23 protein-coding genes are annotated in these 24572 nt (G+C 56.8%); 13 read left to right on the top strand and 10 right to left on the bottom strand.

The features are described 5' to 3' along the window. Positions 1 to 5: 5 nt before the first annotated feature. From HBA26_RS06295 to HBA26_RS06280, 4 genes are read left to right on the top strand one after another with little or no spacing between them, the layout of a single operon-like run. On the top strand, positions 6 to 947 hold the full coding sequence (locus HBA26_RS06295; RefSeq protein ID WP_028015197.1) for an ABC transporter substrate-binding protein: 942 nt from the start codon (positions 6 to 8) through the stop codon (positions 945 to 947). Positions 948 to 996: 49 nt separating this feature from the next. Then, the gene (locus HBA26_RS06290) at positions 997 to 1683 is read left to right on the top strand and encodes a D-lyxose/D-mannose family sugar isomerase (protein ID WP_041911521.1); all 687 of its coding nucleotides are present in this window, start codon (positions 997 to 999) and stop codon (positions 1681 to 1683) included. 10 nt (positions 1684 to 1693) lie between these two features. Beyond that, a complete protein-coding gene (locus HBA26_RS06285; RefSeq protein WP_028015195.1) occupies positions 1694 to 2554 on the top strand; it encodes a ketose 1,6-bisphosphate aldolase in 861 nt (286 codons plus the stop codon). Next, on the top strand, positions 2551 to 3558 hold the full coding sequence (locus HBA26_RS06280; RefSeq protein ID WP_088204513.1) for a carbohydrate kinase family protein: 1008 nt from the start codon (positions 2551 to 2553) through the stop codon (positions 3556 to 3558). The genes HBA26_RS06285 and HBA26_RS06280 overlap by 4 nt, the downstream gene beginning before the upstream one ends. Here HBA26_RS06280 and HBA26_RS06275 read toward each other — a convergent pair. After that, on the bottom strand, positions 3555 to 4286 hold the full coding sequence (locus HBA26_RS06275) for a response regulator transcription factor (RefSeq protein ID WP_048960190.1): 732 nt from the start codon (positions 4284 to 4286) through the stop codon (positions 3555 to 3557). The genes HBA26_RS06280 and HBA26_RS06275 overlap by 4 nt on opposite strands. Before the next feature lie 257 nt (positions 4287 to 4543). Here HBA26_RS06275 and fdhF point away from each other — a divergent pair, with 257 nt between their 5' ends. The 3 genes from fdhF to HBA26_RS06260 all read left to right on the top strand — a co-directional run bounded on the left by fdhF (position 4544) and on the right by HBA26_RS06260 (position 7960). Further along, positions 4544 to 6691 (top strand): formate dehydrogenase subunit alpha, encoded by a 2148-nt coding sequence (fdhF, locus tag HBA26_RS06270; RefSeq protein WP_126346019.1) that lies wholly within the window; start codon positions 4544 to 4546, stop codon positions 6689 to 6691. Positions 6692 to 7011: 320 nt separating this feature from the next. Next, positions 7012 to 7164, top strand: a complete 153-nt coding sequence (locus HBA26_RS06265) for a Hok/Gef family protein (RefSeq protein ID WP_028015189.1) — start codon at positions 7012 to 7014, stop codon at positions 7162 to 7164. Positions 7165 to 7285: 121 nt separating this feature from the next. After that, entirely contained in the window at positions 7286 to 7960 is a 675-nt protein-coding gene (locus tag HBA26_RS06260) for a tetratricopeptide repeat protein (protein WP_045261055.1), read from the top strand. A gap of 80 nt (positions 7961 to 8040) precedes the next feature. On the opposite strand, the gene gltP is transcribed toward HBA26_RS06260, so the two are convergent. Next, positions 8041 to 9354 (bottom strand): glutamate/aspartate:proton symporter GltP, encoded by a 1314-nt coding sequence (gltP, locus tag HBA26_RS06255; protein ID WP_028015187.1) that lies wholly within the window; start codon positions 9352 to 9354, stop codon positions 8041 to 8043. Between the two features lie 423 nt (positions 9355 to 9777). On the opposite strand from gltP, the gene acs reads away from it, so the two are divergent. The 3 genes from acs (at position 9778) to actP (ending at position 13831) form a co-directional block, all read left to right on the top strand. After that, positions 9778 to 11736 carry an acetate--CoA ligase gene (acs, locus tag HBA26_RS06250; RefSeq protein WP_045261054.1) on the top strand — a complete coding sequence of 653 codons (1959 nt, stop codon included), beginning with the start codon at positions 9778 to 9780 and terminating at the stop codon, positions 11734 to 11736. Positions 11737 to 11870: 134 nt separating this feature from the next. Further along, entirely contained in the window at positions 11871 to 12185 is a 315-nt protein-coding gene (locus tag HBA26_RS06245; protein WP_028015185.1) for a DUF485 domain-containing protein, read from the top strand. Next, positions 12182 to 13831, top strand: coding sequence for a cation/acetate symporter ActP (actP, locus tag HBA26_RS06240; protein ID WP_045261053.1), 1650 nt, complete (start codon positions 12182 to 12184; stop codon positions 13829 to 13831). Before HBA26_RS06245 ends, actP begins: the two co-directional genes overlap by 4 nt. Positions 13832 to 13863: 32 nt before the next feature. On the opposite strand, the gene HBA26_RS06235 is transcribed toward actP, so the two are convergent. After that, the gene (locus HBA26_RS06235; protein WP_045630755.1) at positions 13864 to 14553 is read right to left on the bottom strand and encodes an LrgB family protein; all 690 of its coding nucleotides are present in this window, start codon (positions 14551 to 14553) and stop codon (positions 13864 to 13866) included. Continuing rightward, positions 14546 to 14956 carry a CidA/LrgA family protein gene (locus tag HBA26_RS06230; protein WP_028015182.1) on the bottom strand — a complete coding sequence of 137 codons (411 nt, stop codon included), beginning with the start codon at positions 14954 to 14956 and terminating at the stop codon, positions 14546 to 14548. Before HBA26_RS06230 ends, HBA26_RS06235 begins: the two co-directional genes overlap by 8 nt. Before the next feature lie 102 nt (positions 14957 to 15058). Here HBA26_RS06230 and HBA26_RS06225 point away from each other — a divergent pair, with 102 nt between their 5' ends. Next, positions 15059 to 15946 (top strand): LysR family transcriptional regulator, encoded by an 888-nt coding sequence (locus tag HBA26_RS06225; RefSeq protein ID WP_041911529.1) that lies wholly within the window; start codon positions 15059 to 15061, stop codon positions 15944 to 15946. 81 nt (positions 15947 to 16027) lie between these two features. Here HBA26_RS06225 and HBA26_RS06220 read toward each other — a convergent pair whose 3' ends face one another. From HBA26_RS06220 to soxR, 4 genes are all read right to left on the bottom strand, one after another. Further along, complete coding sequence (locus HBA26_RS06220) at positions 16028 to 17674, bottom strand: Na+/H+ antiporter (RefSeq protein WP_041911530.1); 1647 nt, start codon at positions 17672 to 17674, stop codon at positions 16028 to 16030. Positions 17675 to 17827: 153 nt separating this feature from the next. Beyond that, on the bottom strand, positions 17828 to 19177 hold the full coding sequence (gene ghxP, locus HBA26_RS06215; protein WP_028015179.1) for a guanine/hypoxanthine transporter GhxP: 1350 nt from the start codon (positions 19175 to 19177) through the stop codon (positions 17828 to 17830). Positions 19178 to 19474: 297 nt separating this feature from the next. Continuing rightward, positions 19475 to 20146: a glutathione S-transferase gene (locus HBA26_RS06210; protein WP_028015178.1), complete on the bottom strand. Its 672-nt coding sequence runs from the start codon at positions 20144 to 20146 to the stop codon at positions 19475 to 19477. Between the two features lie 286 nt (positions 20147 to 20432). Next, a complete protein-coding gene (gene soxR, locus HBA26_RS06205) occupies positions 20433 to 20891 on the bottom strand; it encodes a redox-sensitive transcriptional activator SoxR (protein ID WP_023331806.1) in 459 nt (152 codons plus the stop codon). 98 nt (positions 20892 to 20989) lie between these two features. On the opposite strand from soxR, the gene soxS reads away from it, so the two are divergent. Continuing rightward, complete coding sequence (soxS, locus tag HBA26_RS06200) at positions 20990 to 21316, top strand: superoxide response transcriptional regulator SoxS (protein ID WP_008503387.1); 327 nt, start codon at positions 20990 to 20992, stop codon at positions 21314 to 21316. A gap of 6 nt (positions 21317 to 21322) precedes the next feature. Here soxS and HBA26_RS06195 read toward each other — a convergent pair whose 3' ends face one another. Next, positions 21323 to 22888 carry an EAL domain-containing protein gene (locus tag HBA26_RS06195; protein WP_063437698.1) on the bottom strand — a complete coding sequence of 522 codons (1566 nt, stop codon included), beginning with the start codon at positions 22886 to 22888 and terminating at the stop codon, positions 21323 to 21325. Between the two features lie 657 nt (positions 22889 to 23545). On the opposite strand from HBA26_RS06195, the gene HBA26_RS06190 reads away from it, so the two are divergent. Then, positions 23546 to 23827: a YjcB family protein gene (locus HBA26_RS06190; protein WP_025757848.1), complete on the top strand. Its 282-nt coding sequence runs from the start codon at positions 23546 to 23548 to the stop codon at positions 23825 to 23827. 55 nt (positions 23828 to 23882) lie between these two features. On the opposite strand, the gene ssb1 is transcribed toward HBA26_RS06190, so the two are convergent. Beyond that, positions 23883 to 24413, bottom strand: a complete 531-nt coding sequence (gene ssb1 / locus HBA26_RS06185; RefSeq protein ID WP_126346020.1) for a single-stranded DNA-binding protein SSB1 — start codon at positions 24411 to 24413, stop codon at positions 23883 to 23885. Between the last annotated feature and the right edge of the window lie 159 nt (positions 24414 to 24572).

Raw genomic sequence — 24572 nt, 5'->3', positions numbered from 1 at the left:
ACAAGATGCGTTTGAAACCCTTAGTGACCGCGCTCTGTGCTGGCGCGCTGCTGGCCGCAACGCCGTTTGCGCAGGCAAAAGATCTGAAGTCCATCGGCGTGACGGTGGGCGACCTGGCTAACCCGTTCTTCGTGCAGATCACCAAAGGTGCCGAGCTGGAAGCGCGCAAGCTGGCTGGCGATAACGTCAAGGTGACGCTGGTTTCCAGCGGTTACGATCTGGGCCAGCAGGTGTCGCAGATCGATAACTTCATCGCCGCGAAGGTGGACATGATCATCCTCAACGCTGCGGATTCCAAAGGGATCGGCCCGGCGGTGAAGCGGGCCAAAGAAGCGGGGATCGTGGTCGTGGCGGTGGACGTGGCGGCGGAAGGGGCCGATGCGACCATTACCTCCGATAATACCCAGGCGGGGGAAATGGCCTGTAAGTACATTACCGACCGCCTGAAAGGCAAAGGCAACGTGGTGATCATCAACGGACCGCCGGTCTCCGCGGTGCAGAACCGCGTGGAAGGCTGCCAGACGGAATTCAAAAAACATCCGGACATCAAGGTGCTCTCGGACAACCAAAATGCCAAAGGCAGTCGTGAAGGCGGGCTGGAAGTGATGACCTCTCTGCTGGCGGCCAATCCGAAGATCGACGGCGTATTCGCGATTAACGATCCGACCGCGATCGGCGCCGATCTGGCGGCGAAACAGGCCCAGCGCAACGAGTTCTTTATCGTCGGCGTGGACGGTTCCCCGGACGGTGAAGAGGCGCTGAAGCGCGAAAACTCCCTGTTTGTGGCGACCCCGGCGCAGGATCCGCAGGTGATGGCGGCGAAGGCGGTGGAGATCGGCTATGACATTCTGCAGGGCAAACCTGCGCCGAAAGAGCCTGTGCTGATCCCAGTGACGATGATCGATAAAAAGAACGTCGGCACGTATAAGGGGTGGACGGTTAAATGATCCTTTTCCCTCTCCCACAGGGAGAGGGAACTGTTTTCAAGGAGTCCCCATGAAACGCTCCGACATCAATGAAATCCTCGGCCACACGCGGCAGTTCTTTTCCATGCACGACGTGCATCTCCCGCCGTTTGCCAGCTTTCCGCCAACCAAATGGCAGCAGCTTGATCGGGCCGCATGGCAGGAAGTGTTTGACCTCAAGCTCGGCTGGGACGTGACCGCTTTCGGCGGCAACAGCTTTGCCGCGCAGGGTCTGACCCTGTTTACCCTGCGCAACGGCTCCCCCAACGGCGTGCCGTATGAGAAATGCTACGCCGAAAAAATCATGCACGTGCGCGACGGCCAGGTGACGCCGATGCATTTTCACTGGCGCAAGCGGGAAGACATCATTAACCGGGGCGGCGGGAACCTGATTATTGAGTTATGGAATGCGGGAGCGCATGAAGAGACCGAAAACACCGACGTGACCGTCACGATTGACGGCTGTCGGCAAACCCACGCTCCCGGCAGCCAGCTGCGCCTCACACCAGGAGAAAGCATCTGTCTCACGCCCGGCCTGTATCACAGCTTCTGGGGCGAACGCGGCTTTGGCGACGTGCTGGTGGGCGAAGTGTCGTCGGTGAATGACGACGAGCACGACAACCACTTTTTGCAGCCCGTTGCCCGCTATAACAACATCGAAGAAGACGAACCGGCGGTGCTGGTGCTGTGCAACGAGTACAACCTGTTTCGGAGATAAGGAGTGAATGATGCCACTGATTTCTCTTGCCGACGGTCTTGAGCACGCCAGGAAACACCGCTACGCGCTGGGCGCGTTCAACGTGCTCGACTCCCATTTCCTGCGCGCGCTGTTTGCCGCCGCAAAGCAGGAACGCTCGCCGTTTATCATCAACATCGCTGAAGTGCACTTTAAGTATGTTTCCCTGGATTCGCTGGTCGAAGCGGTCAAGTTCGAAGCCGCCCGTCACGATATTCCCGTGGTGCTGAATCTCGACCACGGTCTGCATTTCGAGGCCGTCGTGCGCGCCCTGCGCCTGGGGTTTAGCTCGGTGATGTTCGACGGCTCGACGCTGAGCTACGAGGAGAACATTCGCCAGACCCGGGAAGTGGTGAAGATGTGCCACGCGGTGGGCGTCTCGGTGGAGGCGGAGCTGGGCGCGGTCGGCGGGGATGAAGGCGGCGCGCTGTACGGACATGCGGATGAAGCGTTCTTTACCGACCCGCAGCTGGCGCGGGAGTTTGTCGATAAGACCGGCATCGACGCGCTGGCGGTCGCCATCGGCAACGCGCACGGCAAATACAAAGGCGAACCGAAGCTCGATTTCCCGCGCCTGGACGCCATTCGTCAGCAGACGGGGCTGCCGCTGGTGCTGCACGGCGGCTCCGGGATTAGCGATGCAGACTTCCGCCGCGCCATCGAGCTGGGCATTCATAAAATCAACTTCTACACCGGCATGTCGCAGGCCGCGCTCGCCGCCGTTGAGCAGCGTATGGCGAACCGCCAGCCGCTGTACGATGAGTTTGCCGAACTGCTGCTGGGGATAGAAGAGGCGATAACCGATACGGTCGCCGAGCAGATGCGCATCTTCGGCAGCGCGGGGCAGGCATAATGGAACGCAAAGGCATCATCGCCGCAGGCAACATGCTGGTGGATCACGTTCACCAGATCGTGCAGTGGCCGGAGCGCGGCTGGCTGGCGGAAATCACCCACAGCGAACGCTCCACCGGCGGCGCGCCGCTCAACGTGCTGCTGACGCTGGCGAAAATGCACGCCGGCCTGCCGCTGCAGGCGGTGGGGCTGATCGGGGAAGACGGCGACGGGGACTACATTCTGGCAATGCTCGACCAGTACCACGTCAACCGCCAGCGCGTACAGCGCACCACCTTCGCCCCAACCTCCATGTCGCAGGTGATGACCGATCCCAGCGGGCAGCGCACCTTTTTCCACTCGCCGGGCGCCAACCGTCTGCTGGATCTTCCCGCCTTCGATCGTCTCGATGGATCGATGAAGATCTTCCATCTCGGCTACCTGCTGCTGCTCGACAGCCTGGATATGCCAGATGACGAATTTGGCACCCGCAGCGCGCGGCTGCTGGCGCAGATGCGCGAGCAAGGGTATGAAACCTCCCTTGACCTGGTGTCCCGCAAGGGCGACCCGCGCTATCAGCCGCTGGTACTCCCTGCCCTGCGCCATCTGGATTATCTGGTGATTAATGAGCTCGAGGCCGGTGAATTTAGCGGGCTGGAGATGCGCGACGGCAACGATGCCCTGAACATCGCCCATATCGCCGATGCCGCGGCGCAGCTGCTGGCGGCAGGCGTTCGTCAGCGGGTGGTAATCCACTGCCCGGAAGGGGCATGGGGTGAAACACCGGGAGAAGCAGGCCGATGGGTTCCGTCGTGGAAGCTGGAGCAGAACGAGATTATCGGCAGCGTCGGCGCGGGCGATGCCTTTTGCGCGGGCTTTTTATACGGCTGCCATGAATCGCTGCCGCTGACAGAAAGTATTTATCTGGCGCACGCCTGCGCGCGGGCAAGCCTGCTGGCGGCCAATGCGATTGACGGCGCGAAAACGCTGGCCGAGCTGCAGCTGTTTATTAAAGAGAATACTTAGGCCGCTTTCTCGCTATGAGACACATCGGCGGCAAAAACGTAGCCCAGACCGCGCATGGTTTTGATGAGCTTAGGCTGATGCGGGTTGACCTCGATTTTTCGCCGCAGGCGCATGATCAACACGTCAATCGTGCGGTCGAATACCTCGGTACTTTCGCTGTGGGTGAGCTCAAGCAGCTGCTCGCGGCTCAGTACCCGGCGGGCATTTTGCGTGAGCGCCAGCAGCAGGCCATATTCACCCTGAGTCAGTGGCACGGCGTTACGCTGCGGATCAATCAGTTCACAGCGGGCGGTGTCCAGCGTCCAGTCGTTGAAGGTTATCCCCGCCGCACGTGGCATCGGCGCTTCGGCTGCCAGCGCTCCGGTACGACGCAGCACGGCCTTAACGCGAGCCACCACCACGCGTGGATTAAACGGTTTGCCAATATAATCGTCAGCCCCCATCTCCAGCCCCACCACCACATCTGATTCACTGCCCAGCCCGGTTAACATGATCACCGGTAGCGCCGGGCGCTGCTTTTGCAGCTGCAGCAAAACCTGCAGGCCGTTGATGTCCGGCAGCATCATATCCAGCAGAACAAGGGCGATAGCCGGCTCCTGCTGGACCTGTCGCAGCGCATCCTGGCCGTTGTGGCAGACAAGCACGCTAAAGACATGCTCGCTCAGCACATCCTGCAGCAGTTCACACACTGCCATATCGTCATCAACCACCAGAATCGCCGGTTTCATCATATGCTTCCGTCAGGGGATTATGTTAAGTCTGAACCATTCTGCCGTCGGCTCCAGTGAAATGGATTTTTCCGTGACGGAAATTCAACCCATGTCACATCCGCCGCTCATTCGACACGTCAATTTTGACGATTGTCTGCTTTTCGTCAGAGATTTCGCCGGGAATGCACCGTAAAGCCGGTGAGTAACCCCACTAAAAACATGGCATAGAAGCTGCATTAGTCAGTGCGAAAGATTTGATTAACTGGAGCAGACTGATGAAAAAAGTCGTCACGGTTTGCCCTTATTGTGCCTCAGGTTGCAAGATCCACCTGGTGGTCGATAACGGCAAAATCGTCCGGGCGGAGGCCGCGCAGGGGAAAACCAACCAGGGCACGCTGTGCCTGAAGGGGTATTACGGCTGGGATTTTATTAACGATACACAAATCCTCACCCCGCGCCTGAAAAACCCTATGATCCGCCGCGAGCGCGGCGGCAAGCTGGAAGCCGTCTCCTGGAACGAGGCGCTGGATTACGTCGCCACGCGCCTGAGTTCCATTAAGGCCAAGTATGGCCCGGATGCCATTCAGACCACCGGCTCCTCACGCGGGACCGGGAATGAAACCAACTACGTGATGCAAAAATTCGCGCGCGCCGTTATTGGTACCAATAACGTCGACTGCTGCGCTCGCGTCTGACACGGCCCATCGGTTGCAGGTCTGCACCAGTCGGTCGGTAACGGCGCAATGAGTAATGCTATCAACGAGATAGATAACACCGATCTGGTGTTTATCTTCGGTTATAACCCGGCGGATTCTCACCCTATCGTCGCGAACCACGTGATTCGCGCTAAACAGAACGGGGCGAAAATCATCGTCTGCGATCCGCGCAAAATCGAAACCGCGCGCATTGCGGATATGCACATTGCGCTGAAAAACGGCTCGAATATCGCGCTGTTGAATGCGATGGGGCACGTCATTATTGAGGAGAACCTGTACGACCAGGCGTTTGTCGCCACGCGTACGGAAGGGTTTGAAGAGTACCGGAAAATTGTCGAAGGCTACACGCCGGAGTCGGTAGAGGCGATAACCGGCGTGAGCGCGCAGGAGATCCGCCAGGCGGCTCGGATGTATGCCGGAGCGAAAACCGCCGCCATCCTGTGGGGCATGGGCGTGACCCAGTTCTACCAGGGCGTGGAAACCGTGCGCTCCCTGACCAGCCTCGCGATGCTGACCGGGAATCTGGGCAAAGCGCACGTCGGCGTTAACCCGGTTCGCGGCCAGAATAACGTCCAGGGTGCCTGCGACATGGGTGCGCTGCCGGACACGTATCCGGGCTATCAGTACGTGAAGTACCCGGAAAACCGCGAGAAGTTCGCGAAGGCCTGGGGCGTGGAGAGCCTGCCGGCACACACCGGCTATCGCATCAGCGAGCTGCCGCACCGCGCGGCGCACGGTGAAGTGCGGGCGGCCTACATCATGGGTGAAGATCCGCTCCAGACCGACGCCGAGCTGTCTGCGGTGCGCAAAGGCTTTGAGGATCTGGAGCTGGTGATTGTCCAGGATATCTTCATGACCAAAACCGCGGCGGCGGCGGATGTGATTCTCCCGTCAACCTCCTGGGGCGAGCATGAAGGCGTCTATACGGCGGCGGACCGCGGCTTCCAGCGCTTCTTTAAGGCGGTCGAGCCGAAGTGGGATTTGAAAACGGACTGGCAGATCATCAGCGAAATCGCCACCCGCATGGGCTACCCGATGCACTACAACAACACCCAGGAGATCTGGGACGAGCTGCGGCATCTGTGCCCGGACTTTTATGGGGCAACCTATGAAAAAATGGGTGAGCTGGGCTACATCCAGTGGCCGTGCCGGGACGAGTCGGAGGCCGACCAGGGGACGTCGTATCTCTTTAAAGAGAAATTTGACACCCCGAACGGGCTGGCGCAGTTCTTCACCTGCGACTGGGTTGCGCCGATCGATAAACTCACCGAGGAGTACCCGATGGTGCTCTCTACCGTGCGTGAAGTAGGCCACTACTCCTGTCGTTCAATGACCGGCAACTGCGCCGCGCTGGCGGCGCTGGCGGACGAACCGGGCTACGCGCAGATCAACACCGCCGATGCGGAGCGCCTCGGCATTGAGGATGAAGCGCTGGTGTGGGTGAATTCGCGCAAAGGCCGCATCATTACCCGCGCGCAGGTCAGCGACCGTCCAAACAAAGGGGCTGTCTATATGACCTACCAGTGGTGGATTGGTGCCTGTAACGAGCTGGTGACGGAGAACCTCAGCCCGATAACCAAAACGCCGGAGTATAAATACTGCGCCGTCAACGTGGAGCCAATTGCGGATCAGCGCGCGGCGGAACAGTATGTGATCGACGAATATAACAAGCTGAAAGCACGGCTGCGTGAAAGCGCAATGGGTTGAAGCCGTTAATTAATCGTTGAATAAAGGGAGTGAGTTATTCACTCCCTTTTTATTTCCGCTTAAAACATTAAAAATATAAATTATTATTCTGGAAAGCGGCTCGCAAAATAATGTAATTCGCGCAGAACAGAATTACATCTTTGCATTTTAATTCAGAAGGATAAGATGTGCGGCGGGTGCTTAAGACTTTCTGTCTTGAGCATTGTTGAGGGACAGAAAGTGGAAAGCCCCGGGAAATTTTCATTCACCCGAGGCTACCCCTCAACTCCCAACAGGTTGAGCGTAGCCTCTTATTCTTTTTTTGACAAGGAGTAAAAGGCATGACGCCATTAAAAACTGCGTTAGGCATCGTCTTTATTATCTGCCTGACGATAGTGATATTTACCTTTATTACTCGCGGTAGACTCTGCGAGTTTTCAATAAAGAGTGAACATCAGGAGGTGGCGGCGAAATTAGCCTGCGTGGCAGGCTAACCTCTACGGGCGAAACCACGGTTTCGCCCGGCTTGTGGGATGCTGAGGTCTTAATGCACCCATTTTTTTCTTTTGCTACCGCGATTATACTGCGCGGCGTGTACCCAGATGATAAGAATCCATGAAAGCCATTTTTCTGTTGTTGTTATTTTTTACGTCGTTCGCCCGCGCGGATGAGATAGGCAGCCAGTATCAGAAGCAGGCGGAAGCCGGCGATGCCCGCGCTCAGTATTATCTCGCCGATACCTACTTCAGCTCCGGTGACAGAAAGCAGGCAGCGCTGTGGGCCGAGAAAGCCGCGAAAGGCGGTGATGTCGACGCCATGGGGTTACTCTCGCAGATCCTCTTTACGCAGGGGGATTACGCTCAGGCTAAAGCGCTGGCGCAGCAGGCCACCATCGCCGGCAGCAAGCGCGGCACGATTATGCTGGCGCGTATTATGGTGAACACGCAGGCGGGTAAAACCGACTATCCTCAGGCCATCAAGCTCCTGCAAACGGCGGCCGAAGATATCGACAACGACTCGGCGGTCGATGCGCAGCTGCTGCTGGGGCTGATTTATGCCAACGGCGTAGAGGTGCCGCAGGATGACGTACAGGCGGCGTCATGGTTTAAGCGCAGCTCGTCCCTGTCACGTACGGGCTATGCGGAGTACTGGGCAGGGATGCTGTTCCAGCAGGGTGAGAAAGGCTTTATTACGCCGAATAAGCAGAAAGCGCTCTACTGGCTAAACCTGAGCTGTACCGAAGGGTTTGATACGGGGTGTGAGGAGTTTGATGCGTTGAGCGGAGAATAACGTGCCGGGTGGCGGCTTCGCCTTACCCGGCCTACAAAACCCGTAGGCCCGGTAAGCGCAGCGCCACCGGGCTTAGGATGTTACTGGTCAGCCGTCTTATCAAAACGACCCAGCACTTCGCGTTCATACGCCAGCGCTTTTTTACGGTCGAATTTATGTTCCCACTTGGCGATAACCAGCACCGCCAGCGCGTTACCCACCACGTTCAGCGCGGTACGCGCCATATCGAGGATACGGTCCACACCGGCGATGAACGCCAGGCCTTCAAGCGGAATACCCACGCTGCCCAGCGTCGCCAGCAGCACCACGAAGGAGACGCCCGGCACGCCTGCGATGCCCTTTGAGGTCACCATCAGCGTCAGAACCAGTACGATCTCCTGCCACAGCGACAGGTCAATGCCGTACAGCTGCGCGATAAAGATCGCCGCAATACTCTGGTACAGCGTCGAGCCATCCAGGTTAAAGGAGTAGCCGGTCGGCACCACGAAGCTCGTTATCGACGCTGGCGCGCCGTACGCCTCCATCTTCTCAATGATGCGCGGCAGCACGCTCTCAGAGCTTGCGGTGGAGTACGCCAGAATCAGTTCATCCTTCAGGATGCGGATCAGGATCCAGATGCTCAGCCCGCACAGGCGCGCCACAATCCCCAGCACCACCAGCGCGAAGAACAGAATGGCGAAGTGCACCAGGATCACCAGCTTCGCCAGCGGCCACAGGGAGGCAAAACCAAAGTTCGCCACGGTCACGGCGATAAGCGCGAACACCCCAACCGGCGCGTAGCGCATCACCATGTGGGTGACTTTGAACATGGTTTCGGAGATAGAGCGGAATACGGTGACCAGCGGCTCACGGTGCGTTGCCGGCAGGGAGGAGAGCCCCAGACCAAACAGCACCGAGAAGAAGATGATCGGCAGCATCTCGCCTTTCGCCATGGAAGCAATGATGTTGGTCGGCACCAGCGACAGGATAGTCCCCATCAGACCGTGGGAATGGCTCTGCACGTCAGCGGTGGTGCTTTGGTATTTCGAAATATCCACCGTCGCCAGCTGCGACATATCGATCCCGGAGCCTGGCTGGAATACGTTCGCCAGCGTTATGCCGAGGATAATCGCAACCGTGGTGATCACTTCGAAATAGAGAATAGTTTTCGCGCCAATGCGGCCTAACTGCTTCGCATCGCCGACGCCCGCGATACCGACCACCAGCGTCGAGATCACAATGGGCACCACAATCATCTTAATCAGATGAATAAAAATATCGCCTGCCGGAGAGAGCAGGTTCGCAATCAGCCACTCGCGGCTGTCGCTATGATAATGAAGATAACTGCCCAACAAGATGCCCAGCACAAGGGCCAGCAGGATCTGCCAGGCCAGGCTGACTTTCAAATTTTTCATAGAAACTGACTTCCTCAATGAAATCTCCGCACCAGCAAAACTGCATGAATATGGAGACATACTGAAAGGGTATGAATTGTGTTGCGTTGATTTATGGGATTTTTTAACGCGGCGTATGAGTATCATTTGCACGACCTGTTGCGCAAGCCTTAAAGAACGACGCATTTCACTATCAAAAGCGGTTATGACGCGAGTTTGTCATAATTCTGATAAATAACCTTTTGTTATAAAAACGCTTTTTTATAAAGAATTGTGAATAATCGGCATCGTTAATTATTTCCCTTCAAAGTTTCATTCGCTCAATTTTCAACCTGTTCAAACAATGCGTGATCTGTCGCCCAAATACTAAACAAAGCTTGTAAAGCCCCTACTATTAACGTTTTTGCGACATATTATTAACATCTTACAAGGAGAAAAAAAGCCATGAGCCAAATACACAAACACGACATTCCCGCAAACATTGCGGACCGTTGCCTGATCACCCCGGAGCAGTACCACGAGAAATATCAGCAATCTGTTACCAACCCGGACGCCTTCTGGGGCGAGCAGGGTCACATCCTTGACTGGATCAAACCTTATCAGAAGGTGAAGAATACCTCTTTCGCGCCAGGCAACGTCTCCATTAAATGGTATGAAGACGGCACGCTGAACCTGGCGGCGAACTGCCTGGACCGCCATCTTGCCGAACGCGGCAACGAAACGGCCATTATCTGGGAAGGCGACGATGCCTCTCAGAGCAAACACATCTCTTATAAAGAGCTGCACCGCGACGTCTGCCGCTTCGCCAACGTGCTGCTGGACCAGGGGATTAAAAAAGGCGACGTGGTGGCGATCTACATGCCGATGGTGCCGGAAGCGGCGGTAGCTATGCTCGCCTGCGCGCGTATCGGCGCGATCCACTCCGTCATCTTCGGCGGCTTCTCCCCTGAAGCGGTTGCCGGGCGCATCGTTGACTCGAACTCGAAGCTGGTGATCACCGCCGACGAGGGCGTACGCGCCGGGCGCGGTATTCCGCTGAAGAAAAACGTCGATGAAGCGCTGAAAAACCCGAACGTCAAATCCATCAATAACGTCATTGTCCTCAAGCGTACCGGCGGCAAGATCGACTGGCACGAGGGGCGTGACCTGTGGTGGAGCGACCTGATTGAAAAAGCGAGCGACCAGCATCAGCCGGAAGAGATGAACGCGGAAGATCCGCTGTTTATTCTTTACACCTCCGGCTCAACCGGTAAACCGAAAGGCGTACTGCACACCACCGGCGGCTATCTGGTCTATGCGGCCACCACCTTTAAATACGTCTTCGACTACCATCCGGGCGACATCTACTGGTGTACCGCCGACGTGGGCTGGGTCACCGGACACAGCTACCTGCTGTACGGCCCGCTGGCCTGCGGCGCAACGACGCTGATGTTTGAGGGCGTACCGAACTGGCCGACCCCGGCGCGCATGTGTCAGGTGGTCGATAAGCACCAGGTCAACATTCTTTACACCGCGCCAACGGCGATCCGCGCGTTAATGGCGGAAGGCGATAAGGCCATCGAGGGCACTGACCGCTCCTCATTGCGCATCCTCGGCTCCGTGGGCGAGCCCATCAACCCGGAAGCCTGGGAGTGGTACTGGAAGAAAATCGGTAACGAGAAGTGCCCGGTGATGGACACCTGGTGGCAGACCGAAACCGGCGGCTTCATGATCACCCCAATGCCGGGCGCCACGCAGCTGAAGGCCGGCTCGGCAACCCGTCCGTTCTTCGGCGTGCAGCCTGCGCTGGTGGATAACGAAGGTCATCCGCAGGAAGGCGCCACCGAGGGTAACCTGGTGATCACAGACTCCTGGCCGGGCCAGGCGCGCACGCTGTTTGGCGATCACGAGCGCTTCGAGCAGACCTACTTCTCGACCTTTAAAAACATGTACTTCAGCGGCGACGGCGCACGCCGGGATGAAGACGGTTATTACTGGATCACCGGACGCGTGGACGACGTGCTGAACGTTTCCGGCCACCGTCTGGGTACGGCAGAGATTGAGTCCGCGCTGGTGTCGCATCCGAAGATTGCCGAAGCGGCGGTGGTCGGCATTCCTCACAACATCAAGGGCCAGGCGATCTACGCCTACGTCACCCTGAACCACGGTGAAGAGCCGTCGCCGGAGCTGTATACCGAGGTGCGCAACTGGGTACGTAAAGAGATTGGCCCGCTTGCCACGCCGGACGTACTGCACTGGACAGACTCGCTGCCGAAAACCCGTTCCGGCAAGATTATGCGCCGTATCCTGCGCAAAATCGCGGCAGGCGATACAAGCAACCTCGGCGATACCTCAACGCTTGCCGATCCTGGCGTGGTGGACAAACTGCTCGAAGAGAAGCAGGCCATCGCGATGCCATCCTAGTGTTTTCTCCCTCTCCCCGTGGGAGAGGGCCGGGGTGAGGGCATCAGACCGCACCTTCCTCCCCTCACCCTAACCCTCTCCCCATAGGGGAGAGGAGATAAAACAAACCAACCTTACCTCTGGAGATTTCTGTGATGAATAACGATATTTGTCAGCAGATAGAGAATAGTGCGCACTACAGGGAGCTCGTCGATAAGCGGCAACGGTTTGCCTTCACCCTTTCCATCATCATGCTGATTATCTATGTCGGCTTTATTCTGCTGATCGCCTTTGCGCCGCACTGGCTGGGCACCCCGTTACATGAGGGCACCAGCGTGACGCGCGGTATCCCCATTGGCATTGGCGTGATCGTGATTTCATTTGTGCTGACCGGCGTCTACGTCTGGCGCGCGAACGGTGAGTTCGATCGTCTTAATAAAGCGGTACTGCAAGAGGTAAAAGCATCATGAAGCGAGTCCTGACGGCGCTAGCCGCCACACTTCCCTTTGCCGCCCACGCGGCGGATGCCATTACCGGCGAGGTACAGCGCCAGCCAACCAACTGGCAGGCGATTATCATGTTCCTGATTTTCGTGGTGCTGACGCTGTACATTACGTACTGGGCGTCGAAACGCGTTCGCTCCCGTAACGATTACTACACTGCGGGCGGCAACATTACCGGCTTCCAGAACGGCCTGGCGATTGCGGGTGACTTTATGTCCGCCGCCTCGTTCCTCGGGATCTCCGCGCTGGTGTACACCTCCGGCTATGACGGCCTGATCTACTCCCTCGGCTTCCTTGTCGGCTGGCCGATCATTCTGTTCCTGATTGCCGAACGCTTGCGCAACCTGGGACGTTACACCTTCGCTGACGTGGCATCCTATCGCCTGAAGCAGGGGCCGATTCGTACCCTCTCCGCCTGCGGCTCGCTGGTGGTGGTGGCGCTGTATCTGATCGCCCAGATGGTGGGCGCGGGCAAGCTTATCGAACTGCTGTTTGGCCTGAACTACCACGTCGCGGTGGTGCTGGTGGGCGTGCTGATGGTGATGTACGTTCTGTTCGGCGGCATGCTGGCCACCACCTGGGTGCAGATCATCAAAGCCGTACTGCTGCTGTTCGGCGCGAGCTTTATGGCCTTTATGGTGATGAAACACGTCGGCTTCAGCTTCAATAACCTGTTCACCGAAGCGATGGCTGTCCACCCGAAAGGAGAAGCGATCATGAGCCCGGGCGGGCTGGTGAAAGATCCGATCTCCGCGCTCTCTCTCGGTCTCGGCCTGATGTTTGGTACCGCTGGCCTGCCGCACATTCTGATGCGTTTCTTCACGGTGTCAGACGCGCGTGAAGCGCGTAAGAGCGTCTTCTACGCCACCGGCTTTATGGGTTACTTCTACATCCTGACCTTTATCATCGGCTTCGGCGCGATCATGCTGGTGGGCGCGAACCCGGCGTTTAAAGACGCGGCGGGCGCGCTGATTGGTGGTAACAACATGGCGGCGGTGCACCTGGCCGACGCGGTGGGCGGCAACCTGTTCCTCGGCTTTATCTCCGCCGTGGCCTTCGCCACCATCCTTGCGGTGGTCGCCGGGCTGACGCTGGCGGGCGCGTCTGCGGTATCGCACGACCTCTACGCCAACGTCTTCCGTAAAGGCGCGAGCGAGCGCGACGAGCTGAAGGTTTCCAAAATCACCGTGCTGGTGCTGGGCGTGGTCGCTATTCTGCTGGGGATCCTGTTTGAGAAGCAGAACATCGCCTTTATGGTGGGACTGGCCTTCTCGATTGCGGCAAGCTGTAACTTCCCGATCATTCTGCTCTCCATGTACTGGTCAAAACTGACCACCCGTGGAGCGATGATTGGCGGCTGGCTGGGCCTGCTGACAGCGGTAATTCTGATGATCCTCGGCCCGACCATCTGGGTGCAGATCCTCGGTCACGAAAGCGCTATCTTCCCGTACGAGTACCCGGCGCTGTTCTCCATTGCCGTGGCATTTATCGGTATCTGGGTCTTCTCGGCTACCGACAACTCGCCGGAGGGTAACCTGGAGCGTGAGAAATTCCGCGCCCAGTTTATCCGCTCACAAACCGGCCTCGGCGTTGAGCAGGGCCGCGCACACTAAGCCTTTCTCCCCGGTTGCTCTGGCCGGGGAGCTTAAAACATCACCCACGCCACCAGCGGCGCGATCAGCACCATCGTTACGCCCGAGAGCATCATCACCAGGCTTGCAACGACCCCTTCCTGCTGACCCAGCTCATACGAACGCGCCGTGCCTGCCCCATGAGATGCCGCGCCAAACCCTGCTCCTTTCGCCATCCCTTCACGGATAGAGAGCCGCAGGAACAGTACATCTCCCACCGCCATGCCAAAGACGCCCGTCACCACCACAAACAGCGCCACCAGATCCGGCTGCCCGCCGAGCGGTTTAGCCGCTGCCAGCGCAAACGGCGTGGTCACCGAGCGCACGGCCAGGCTGCGCTGAATTTCATCGGAGAGGGTAAACAGCCGCGCCAGCCAGACGGAGCTACAGACCGCCACCACCGTCGCGGTGACGACGCCCGCGCTGAGCGACATCCAGTGGCGTTTGATAATCGCCAGGTTGTCATACACCGGCACCGCAAAGGCGATAGTCGCCGGGCCGAGCAGCCACAGCAGCCAGTGGGATTCACCAATGTAGTTCTGCCAGGAGATATGGCCGAAGACCAGCATCAGCACCAGCAGGATCGGCGTAAAGACCAGCGGCATCAGCGGCAGCGTGCGAAAGCGGCGATACAGGCGCTTGTTGGCAAAGTAGATGGCGACCGTCACGATCAGGCACAGAACGCTTATCTGAAAGTTAGTCATGCTTTTGCCTGCTGATTTCGAACCGGTACACCTTATCCACCACCCAGGCGGTGGCACCCAGCACCATCAGCGTGCTCAGGGCAATAACCGCGAAGATGCGCCAGCCGTCGACCATCAGCAGCTGCGCATAGTTCACCACCGCCACCACGGCCGGAACGAAGAACAGCAGCATCTCCGCCAGCAGCCAGCGCGCGCCGGCGCGCACCCAGCTGAGGGGCAACGCGCGGCAGAGGATCAGCACCAGCATCAGCACCATCCCTACCAGGTTGGCGGGTAAAGGCAGGTGCAGCCAGTCGACAAGATATTCCGCAAAAATAAACAGTCCCGCGTAGAGCAGTACCTGAACCGGGACCTGGAGTCGTTGCACAACGGCAGGCGTAACACGGCTTAACGCCACGGCCATGGGGGTTTTCCTCAGAAATGAGACGAGGCGCCAGTATAGTGAGCGTACGTCATCGACTGAAATGAATTAAAATCATCGAAGGTATAGTTTCGAGGAATAATCATGGACATAAGAACGCTGCGCTATTTTGTCGAGGTGGTTCGCCAGCAAAGTTTTACCCGCGCAGCGGAGAAGTTGTTCGTTACCCAGCCAACCATCAGCAAAATGCTGAAAAACCTCGAAGACGAGCTGAACTGCACCCTGCTGATCCGCGACGGACGCAAGCTGCTGCTGACCGATACCGGACGCGTGGTCTTCGAGCGCGGGCTGGCGATCCTGGCGGAGTTTCGCCAGCTTGAGGCCGAGCTTGCGGACATCAACCACCTGACGAAAGGTCTGCTGCGGCTCGGCATTCCGCCGATGGTTGGCATGATGATGGCCGGGCCGATAAGCCTGTTCCGCCAGCGCTACCCCGGCGTTGAGCTTAAAATATCTGAGTTTGGCGGCCTGACCGTGCAGCAGGCGGTGATCAACGGCGAGCTGGACGTGGCGATGACGGCCCTTCCCGTGGAGGAAGAGAGCGGGCTGGCAACGCTGCCGCTGTTCAGCCATCCGCTGTGCGTGCTGGTGCCCCGCTCCGGCGACTGGCTGAAGATAGACTCCGTGAAGCCCGATCTGCTCGGCGAGCACCCGCTGCTGATCTACAACGAAGACTTCGCCTTAAGCCGCCAGCTGATGACCCTGTTTAACCACCATAACGTGAAGCCGCGCATTGCGGTGCGCAGCGGCCAGTGGGATTTCCTGGCGGCAATGGTGCAGGCGGGCGTGGGAATTGCCATTCTGCCGCAGCCGATCTGCGAGCGGCTGGATAAAAACACGCTGCGCTGGATCCCGCTGGAGAGTGACCTGCACTGGCAGTTGGGGATGATTTGGCGTGAAGGGGTGTATCTTTCGCACAGCGCACAGGCGTGGCTGCAATGTTGTGAGGGGTTTTGGGTGCGGTCTGAATAGTGCCGGGTGGCGGCTTCGCCTTACCCGGCCTACGGTTCAAATGTAGGCCCGGTAAGCGCAGTGCCACCGGGCAACAACGCGCTACTGATTCTCTATCAACAGCGCTTCTAACAGGTCCAGATCGTGCAGCAGCTTTTGCAGCGTCTCGTTGCTGATCTGACGCGTGGCGCGCAGGTGATACAGCTCGGCACGCTCGGAGCGCAGCGCCGCCAGGCGGAAACGACGCTCAAGGTTCTCTTCCTGCAACGAACTTTCCACGTCGTTACGTCCGTCAGCACGACGGCGCAAATTACCAATCACGCGTGAACTGACTTCCTTCAGCAGCTGGTTATCAATGTTCTCTTCGGCATCGGCAGCCAGACGCTCCTCCATCTTCTCAATGGCCACTATCGCCACTTCCGCCGTCGCCGCGCGGGCTATCCGCTCCTCTTTGTGCTGTTGGGTCGAGTCACCGGCATCAATGTGCTGGAGTAAAATCGGCAGCATAATCACGCCGACAAACAGCGAGAAGAGGATCACGCCCGCCGCCAGGAACACCAGCTCGTAGCGCGCCGGGAAGACGTCGCCCGTCGGCAGGAGCAGCGGAATAGAGAGCACACCGGCGAGGGTTATCGCCCCGCGTACGCCCGCGAAGGAGGCAATCAGCAGCTCGCGCGTGGTCCAGGAGCCGAACTCCATCGGCTTTTTGGTCAGGAAGCGCATGCTGAATTTTTTCATCGTCCACAGCCAGCCGAAACGCACCAGCATTAATGCCATGTAGATCAGCACGATATCGGTAAACAGCATCCAGACTTCAACGTTTGGATCCGCCTCCGCCGCGATCAGCGAGGATTCCATGATGCCCGGCAGCTGCAGGCCCAGCAGCAGGAAGACCATGCCGTTAAAGACAAACTCCAGCATCGCCCAGGTGCTGTTGGCGCGCAGGCGCATCGCCAGCGGCGCGCGGCGCATCACGCCGGAACGGGTGATGGTCATCCCCGCCGCTACCGCCGCCAGAATGCCCGACACGCCGATATGTTCAGCGATAAGGTAAGAAGCAAACGGCAACAGGAACAGCAGAACGATTTGCGTCGCCGGTTCATCGCCGCCCCAGCGGCTGAGGAAGCGCAGCGAACGACCGTACAGCCAGCTCACCACGAAGCCCGCGAGAATACCGCCAATCGCCACCTTGAAGAATTCCAGGGTCGCGCCACCAATGGTAAAGACCATGGTGCCCATGGCTACCGCCACGGCAAACTTCAGGGCCACCAGGCCGGAAGCGTCGTTCATCAACGCCTCGCCCTGCAAAATGCCCATTATTTTCTTCGGAATGCGCCCTTCACCCACAATGCCGGAAAGGGCCACAGCGTCGGTCGGCGACAGCACGGCCGCCAGCGCAAAGGCGGGAATTAACGGGATACCCGGTACGGCCCAGTAGATCAGGAAACCTATCCCGACCACGGTAACGACCACCAGCGCCAGCGCCAGGCCGAAGATCTCTCGCCCGTGCTCAAGAAATTCGCGCGTCGGCGTTTTCCACCCATCGGCAAACAGCAGCGGCGGGATAAACAGCACGAGGAAAAGTTCCGGATCGAACTCCACGTGCAGACCGAACGTCGGCCACGCCAGCAGCGCGCCGATGGCTATTTGCATTAAAGGCAGGGGGACCTGGAAGGGCAGTACGCGTGTAACCACCCCGGATAATGAGACCACAAGGGTCATGATGAGTATTGTGAAGAAAATTTCCATGCGTTCCCTGTTTGCTGTGTTTCTTTTTAAGCCAAACCTGAGGCGTCGTGCCTCTTATTCTATCCTCTCCAGAGTAACGCAAAAGGCAACGGGATGAGTCCTGAAAATAAAAACGGGCGGCCTGAGCCACCCGTTTTCGCATCAATGGATAATTTAGATTGCCCAGCCGCCCGCGTAGAACGCCACCAGCGCAACGGCGATCACCACGGTGCCGATGTTCAGCTTGCGCCACTCTCCGGAAACCAGACGACCAATCACCAGCGACGCGAAACCGATCATGATGCCGGTCACGATGTTACAGGTCAGGACGATAAACACTGCGGTAATCAGGCCAGACATCGCATCCACGAAGTCCGCAAAATCGATTTTCGCCACGTTGCTCAGCATCAGCAGGCCGACGTACATCAGCGCTGGCGCGGTCGCATACGCAGGCACCAGGTAGGAGAGCGGAGAGAGGAACAGGATCAGCAGGAACAGCACGCCGACGGTGATGGCCGTCAGGCCGGTTTTACCGCCTGCCGCCGTACCCGCTGCAGATTCGATGTACACCGCCGCAGGCGCCGCCCCCACCAGACCAGAGAAGACGCTGCTCAGGGAGTCGGTGGTCAGCGCTTTGCCGCCATCAATAATCTGACCGTCTTTATCCAGCAGGTTGGCCTGACCGGCCACCGCGCGAATGGTACCGGTGGCGTCAAATACCGCGGTCATCACCAGCGCCAGCACGCTTGGCAGGATCACCGGGTTCAGCGCGCCGACGATATCCAGGCTGCCGATCAGGGAATTGCCTTTGTCATCGCTCAGCGACGGCATGGCGAAAATACCGGAGAAGTGAACGGTCGGATCGAAAATCAGGCCGACGATGGAAATGCCAATAATGGTCAGCAAAATGCCGCCCGGCACCTTCAGTTTTTCCAGGCCGATAATCACCGCCAGACCGATGAGCGACATAATGACCGGGAAGCTCGCAAAATGACCGAGCGCTACCGGCAGGCCGTCCAGCGGGTTCTTGATGACCAGACCCACGCCGTTGGCAGCGATCAGCAGCAGGAACAGGCCGATACCGATACCGGTGCCGTGCGCCACGCCCTGCGGCAGGTTGCGCAAAATCCAGCTACGGATGCCGGTGGCAGAAATAACGGTAAACAGTACGCCCATCAGGAACACGGCGCCGAGGGCAACCGGTACGCTGATCTGCTGGCCCAGCACCAGACTGAACGCGGTAAAGGCGGTCAAAGAGATGGCGCAACCAATCGCCAGCGGCAGGTTCGCCCACAGGCCCATTACGATGGAGCCCACGCCGGCCACCAGGCAGGTGGCGACAAAGACAGCCGCAGGCGGGAAGCCCGCCTTGCCCAGCATGCCCGGCACCACGATGACGGAGTAAACCATCGCCAGAAACGTGGTCAGACCGGCAACGACTTCCTGGCGCACGGTGCTGCCACGAGCCGAAATTTTAAACATGGCGTCAAGTGAACCGCCGGTACGCGCAGATGGCGTAGACATAGAAAACATCCCCTGAGAGTTTTTATAGAACGTCCATAAGCGTGGTGGAGACACCGCTGCCAGCTAAAACGTCAAATCCGTGTGTTGCGTTTGCGACGAAAGGGCGTCACAAAAAAAGCAAACGTTTAGCTCCGCGCTTATAAAACGGGTGGTCAAATTAAGGCAAACGATTATCCAGCCTAATACCCGCCCTTTTCAACTGAACTTTGTCGTTTTTCGCTAAAATTCACTTATGACGATGAAGAAATAAACAGAGGATGCGCAAACGTTATCGTCTATGCGCAATTTGTTTACATTTCAATCCTCGCCCGGGATCGTTAACGGGCCACCTTGTTGCAGGGTTCTTTGCCAGCCAGGGCTAGTTTCCACTTTTTGCTTCCATGCCTGAATATGCGGCAGATTAGCAATGCCGCCGCGCGCCAGCAGGGCAAAGAGGGGGAAGCTCATCTGAATGTCTGCCATGCTTAACGTCTCTCCGGCAAACCAGCTGTTTTTAGCAAGATGTGAGTCAATAAAGCGCGCATGGGTCTCCAGCTGGGGGTTGAGATACGCTTTCTGTACCCCCTGCCCCAGCGCCTTGCCCAGCGTTCGGATGCCAAACGGCACGGGCGGCTTGCCCAGGCTGCTGAAGACCAGCTTCATGAGCAGCAGCGGCATCAGCGACCCTTCTGCGTAATGCAGCCAGAAGCGGTATTGCACCTTATGCGCGGGGTCTAAAGGCTTCAGCCGCGATTCGGCATCATAGGTTTCCTGCAGATATTCCAGAATGGCGCCTGACTCCGCAAGGATCAGCCCGTTATCTTCAATGACCGGCGATTTGCCCAACGGATGCACCTTTTTGAGGGACTCGGGTGCCAGCATGTTCTTTTCGCGCTGGTAGTGAACAATCTCATAAGGCAGGGCGAGCTCTTCCAGCGCCCAGATCACGCGGTGCGAGCGCGACTGGTTAAGGTGATGTACCGTGAGCATGATTTTCTCCTGTTATTCATACTTTTTAACTATAGAAAATCGAACAACACCGCGAAAAAATTTCGTCTAAAAAACGGCTAGCGCGGCTGGCGAAAAAACGGGTCTTGCATAGAATTAAAGTGTCAGCACAATCCGGAACCTCCCCAACCAGCTCGACACGAGGGGTGCTGATGTCGGGGGAAACCCTCCCGTGAACCAGCGGGATAGAGAGAAAGACAAAGACCGGGAAAAACTAAAGCGCCCTTAGGGCGCTTTAGTTCTTTATTATGCTTTTTGCCGCAAGAACTCAATCCTCCTCCAGCAGCCGCGCCCCGGTCCCCTGCTCGCCCAGCCTGTCGCCAGGGTTACGTAGCGGGCAGTCGCTACGGGACAGGCAGCCGCAGCCGATACAGCCGTCCAGCTCGTCACGCAGCGCCACCAGCGTGTGGATACGCCTGTCCAGCTCTTCACGCCACTGGGACGAAAGCTCTTTCCACTCTTTCGGGCTAAGCGTATGCCCTTCCGGCAACACGCCGAATGCCTCACCGATCGTCGCCAGGGGAATGCCGATGCGTTGCGCAATTTTGATAATCGCCACGTAGCGGAGCACGTCACGGGTATAGCGGCGCTGGTTTCCACCGTTACGGATGCTTTTAATTAACCCTTTGCTTTCATAAAAGTGGAGCGCCGATACCGCAACGCCGCTTCGCTTTGCCACTTCGCCGGGGGTTAACAGCGCTTTAATGCGCGGCAATCTCTTTTCCATAAAACCTCTTTACCTCAAGTTAACTTGAGGAATTATACTCCCCCGCAGAGAAAACGACGAATCAACCGAGAAAGTTGTATCTACAGAGGGGCAACCTTATGTCGCATCAGCAAATTATTCAGACACTTATTGAATGGATTGACGATCATATCGACCAACCGTTGAACATTGATGTGGTCGCAAAAAAATCGGGCTATTCGAAATGGTATTTACAGAGAATGTTCCGCACGGTCATGCACCAGACGCTGGGGGAGTACATTCGCCAGCGCAGGCTCCTGCTGGCGGCGCAGGCGTTACGCTCAACGCAGCGGCCGATTTTTGATATCGCGATGGATCTTGGCTATGTTTCGCAACAAACCTTTTCCCGCGTGTTTCGCCGCGAGTTTGACCGTACGCCGAGCGATTATCGCCACCAGTTGAATTAATGCATATCAGTGCAAAGGTTGCTGCTGCCAGGTCATAAACTCCTGGGGCGGCATCGCTTTCGCGAAGTGCCATCCCTGACAGAACTCAACGCCGCGCTTCAACAGCCAGCTCACCTGCTCAGCCGTCTCAACCCCTTCCGCAATGGTTTTAAGCCGCAGGCTTTGCGCCATCTCGATAATATGCTCGGCGATCAGGTGGCTGGTACTGTTGGTGGTTAAGGTGTCGATAAACGATTTATCGATTTTCAGAATATCCACGTTCAACGAGTAGAGGTTGTGCAGGTTGGAATAACCGGTCCCGAAATCATCGATCGCCACTTCATAGCCCGCCTGACGGAAGGCCTGAATCACCGGCGTGGTTTTTGGCACATCGATAAAGCCGCGTTCCGTCACTTCGATTTTAATTTGCTGGGCGCGTACGGCGTAGTGCCGGGCCTTGTCAGAAATCATGGCGATCAGCCGAGAGGAGTGAAAGTCCGTGGCCGACAGGTTGATCGAAATATAGAGATGCGGATGCGCCGCCAGGAAATGGCCCAGATCGCTGAACACCTCCTCAACGACATAATCCGTAATCCGCTCGCTCATTCCCTCTTTTTCCGCAAGCGGAATAAACTCAGCCGGGCTCATTACCTGCCCATTGAAACCAGGCCAGCGCAACAGCGCCTCTGCCCCCACACACTGGTTGTTCTTGATATCAATAATCGGCTGATAGTGCACACAAAGCTGGCGCTTGTTCAGCGCCCGGTGCAGTAAGCGCCCCGGCGAATTAAGTTCACGATGGGTACGGGACCACACCAGCAAAATAATAATGCTGCAGATCATTCCCAGCGGTAGCGTCAACGTCGCCTGGTGATAGAGCGTTTCATAAAAACGTTTATCTGACGTCGACACGATGGCGGCAATAGGCCGATTTGTCGATTTCACGACGGTATAGAAACGGTTATCTTTTTGAAATACCGATTCCTTATCCCGAATCATCGAATTTAATAAAGTCGCATTGGCTTTCTGGCTGACGGAAAAGAAGGCATTAGTTACCGTGTCGTATACCCCCCATGCGAGGGAATGATCGGTAGACATCACTTCACTGTAAGAAAGCGGATTGACCACCACGACATAATTTCCGCGCTGCATATATGTCATTTTATAGCCAGTATAAAATGGCGTATCGCGAAAATAATAGATAGCAACGTCAGGTTTACGCGTGTAATTAGCGACCGGAATGACGTAGGGTTGATCCGGTGTAAAAACGGTCGAACAAAGAAAATTCTGACCTTCAGCATAAATTAAATCGGCGACAAACAGGCGGCCACGAACAACGTTCAACATATATTGACGATGTTCCGGCGTACAACGTTCACCCTGATATTTTTCTGCCTCGCCCCTGGCCAGTTCAACTTGTTGAATTACCAGTTCTGTTTTGTCTAAAGCCAGTTCAGCAAATGTCCGTAGCTGAGCGCTAGTTTCCGACTCGGCTCGCAGCTGGGCAAACCATAGAGCAAGCATCACCGGCAGCAGAACTACCATGATGATCCCTACCACTCTGAGCATTTTGCGCCGCGCGCTACGATTCATTTCCCGCCCTATATCCCTGCATGTTGTACGCCTGTAGTAATGAAGGCCGGATGCTTTGTTAAACAGGTGATTACGTTGCATGAATCATGCGAAGTTAGCAACTGACTTTTAGTATTAAAAATCTTAAATTTCGTTATGACGATAATATTTTCCCGTAAGCTAAACTGTAAGTATTCGTTCCGTTTTAATTAAGGAAAATAATTATCCATCGCGTACGGGAGGTTTGAAGAGAACACAACAGAGGATCGCTGATTAAGCAAAACTTCTGGCGGCATGAAAAAAGTACAACACCAACGTGACGTTTTATCCTATTTCTGCGGGTATATTTTGTTCGTTGTTTTATAAATAATCAGACATCACCACAATATTATCAGAAAATAATGCGCCCCCTAAAAACGGCACGGCTGGCCGTCTCTCTGCCTCCAGATGCTCTTCCCCACTTACCCGACGGGATTACCTCAGCGCGTTGTGGATCCGCCTCCCCCCTGTCCGAAGGCGGTCCCGAACCGCATGCTCTTTTTTCCGGGTAATAAAATCCCCTTTTTTGGCTACGCAGGCACTGGCGAATAAATCAACAAATGTGATATAGTTCACACATATTGTGTAACGAGAAACACTGTTTCATTCAGTTCGTCTGTTTTGTAGAGGATGGGTTTTATGGCAACCATTACTACCAGCATGGTTCTCCTGCGCTGGCCCTTGTTGAGCGCGGTTTTGATGTTTTTAGCCAGCACGCTGAACATTCAGTTTCGTAAGTCTGACTACACGGGTCTGGCGGTGATCAGCACCCTGTTGGGCTTGGGGGCGGCCTGTTGGTTCGCGACGGGCCTGCTGGGCATCACGCTGCTGGATATGGCCGCCGTCTGGGAAAATATTAAAGTGGTGATGGTTGAAGCGATGAGCCACACGCCACCAGACTGGCCGATGGTAATTACCTGATCCCTATAAAAAAACCCAGACGACGTCTGGGTTTTTAGTTTGAATCACGCTGAAATCAGAACGGGATATCGTCGTCGAAGTCCATTGGCGGTTCGTTAGACGGAGCAGGAGCAGACTGCTGCTGCGGACGAGACTGCGCGCCGCCGCTGAACTGGTTGCCGCCCTGCGGCTGCTGAGGCTGACCCCAACCACCCTGCTGCTGGTTCTGACTGCCACCTGCCGGTGCGCCACCGCCCTGACGGCCACCCAGCATTTGCATGGTGCCGCCCACGTTCACCACCACTTCCGTGGTGTATTTTTCCTGACCGGATTGGTCGGTCCATTTGCGGGTACGCAGCTGGCCTTCGATATAGACCTGAGAACCTTTACGCAGATACTCACCGGCTACTTCTGCCAGTTTGCCAAACAGCACAACGCGGTGCCATTCGGTCTGCTCTTTCATTTCACCGGTCGCTTTATCACGCCAGGATTCGGAAGTAGCCAGCGTAATGTTGGCAACTGCGCCACCACTCGGCATGTAGCGTACTTCCGGGTCCTGGCCCAGATTACCGACGAGAATCACCTTGTTTACGCCTCTGCTGGCCATGTTCGTGTCTCCTGAATACGTTTCTTAATAGTGTGAACGCGCGAGTGTACCATTTCCATGCTGCACTTTGATAGTTGCGTAGCACGTTCCAGAGTTCTCCCGCGAACTCAACATTGTTACACAGTGAATCAGAAAATGCATTCCAATACTGTATATTCA

This window comes from Enterobacter sp. 725m/11 (assembly GCF_011683705.1).
Taxonomy (GTDB): Bacteria; Pseudomonadota; Gammaproteobacteria; order Enterobacterales; family Enterobacteriaceae; genus Enterobacter; species Enterobacter bugandensis.
This window is presented reverse-complemented; position numbering and strand designations above follow the sequence as displayed.

What these genes read in the sequence shown, in the direction of transcription:
- HBA26_RS06275 (WP_048960190.1), bottom strand. Translation starts at nt 4,286, where the DNA reads ATGAAACCGGCGATTCTGGTGGTTGATGACGATATGGCAGTGTGTGAA.
- acs (WP_045261054.1), top strand. Translation starts at nt 9,778, where the DNA reads ATGAGCCAAATACACAAACACGACATTCCCGCAAACATTGCGGACCGT.
- HBA26_RS06195 (WP_063437698.1), bottom strand. Translation starts at nt 22,888, where the DNA reads ATGAATCGTAGCGCGCGGCGCAAAATGCTCAGAGTGGTAGGGATCATC.
- soxR (WP_023331806.1), bottom strand. Translation starts at nt 20,891, where the DNA reads ATGGAAAAGAGATTGCCGCGCATTAAAGCGCTGTTAACCCCCGGCGAA.
- HBA26_RS06295 (WP_028015197.1), top strand. Translation starts at nt 6, where the DNA reads ATGCGTTTGAAACCCTTAGTGACCGCGCTCTGTGCTGGCGCGCTGCTG.
- HBA26_RS06285 (WP_028015195.1), top strand. Translation starts at nt 1,694, where the DNA reads ATGCCACTGATTTCTCTTGCCGACGGTCTTGAGCACGCCAGGAAACAC.
- HBA26_RS06260 (WP_045261055.1), top strand. Translation starts at nt 7,286, where the DNA reads ATGAAAGCCATTTTTCTGTTGTTGTTATTTTTTACGTCGTTCGCCCGC.
- HBA26_RS06235 (WP_045630755.1), bottom strand. Translation starts at nt 14,553, where the DNA reads ATGACTAACTTTCAGATAAGCGTTCTGTGCCTGATCGTGACGGTCGCC.
- HBA26_RS06245 (WP_028015185.1), top strand. Translation starts at nt 11,871, where the DNA reads ATGAATAACGATATTTGTCAGCAGATAGAGAATAGTGCGCACTACAGG.
- ghxP (WP_028015179.1), bottom strand. Translation starts at nt 19,177, where the DNA reads ATGTCTACGCCATCTGCGCGTACCGGCGGTTCACTTGACGCCATGTTT.
- HBA26_RS06265 (WP_028015189.1), top strand. Translation starts at nt 7,012, where the DNA reads ATGACGCCATTAAAAACTGCGTTAGGCATCGTCTTTATTATCTGCCTG.
- ssb1 (WP_126346020.1), bottom strand. Translation starts at nt 24,413, where the DNA reads ATGGCCAGCAGAGGCGTAAACAAGGTGATTCTCGTCGGTAATCTGGGC.
- soxS (WP_008503387.1), top strand. Translation starts at nt 20,990, where the DNA reads ATGTCGCATCAGCAAATTATTCAGACACTTATTGAATGGATTGACGAT.
- HBA26_RS06210 (WP_028015178.1), bottom strand. Translation starts at nt 20,146, where the DNA reads ATGCTCACGGTACATCACCTTAACCAGTCGCGCTCGCACCGCGTGATC.
- gltP (WP_028015187.1), bottom strand. Translation starts at nt 9,354, where the DNA reads ATGAAAAATTTGAAAGTCAGCCTGGCCTGGCAGATCCTGCTGGCCCTT.
- actP (WP_045261053.1), top strand. Translation starts at nt 12,182, where the DNA reads ATGAAGCGAGTCCTGACGGCGCTAGCCGCCACACTTCCCTTTGCCGCC.
- HBA26_RS06290 (WP_041911521.1), top strand. Translation starts at nt 997, where the DNA reads ATGAAACGCTCCGACATCAATGAAATCCTCGGCCACACGCGGCAGTTC.
- HBA26_RS06220 (WP_041911530.1), bottom strand. Translation starts at nt 17,674, where the DNA reads ATGGAAATTTTCTTCACAATACTCATCATGACCCTTGTGGTCTCATTA.
- HBA26_RS06190 (WP_025757848.1), top strand. Translation starts at nt 23,546, where the DNA reads ATGGCAACCATTACTACCAGCATGGTTCTCCTGCGCTGGCCCTTGTTG.
- HBA26_RS06225 (WP_041911529.1), top strand. Translation starts at nt 15,059, where the DNA reads ATGGACATAAGAACGCTGCGCTATTTTGTCGAGGTGGTTCGCCAGCAA.
- HBA26_RS06230 (WP_028015182.1), bottom strand. Translation starts at nt 14,956, where the DNA reads ATGGCCGTGGCGTTAAGCCGTGTTACGCCTGCCGTTGTGCAACGACTC.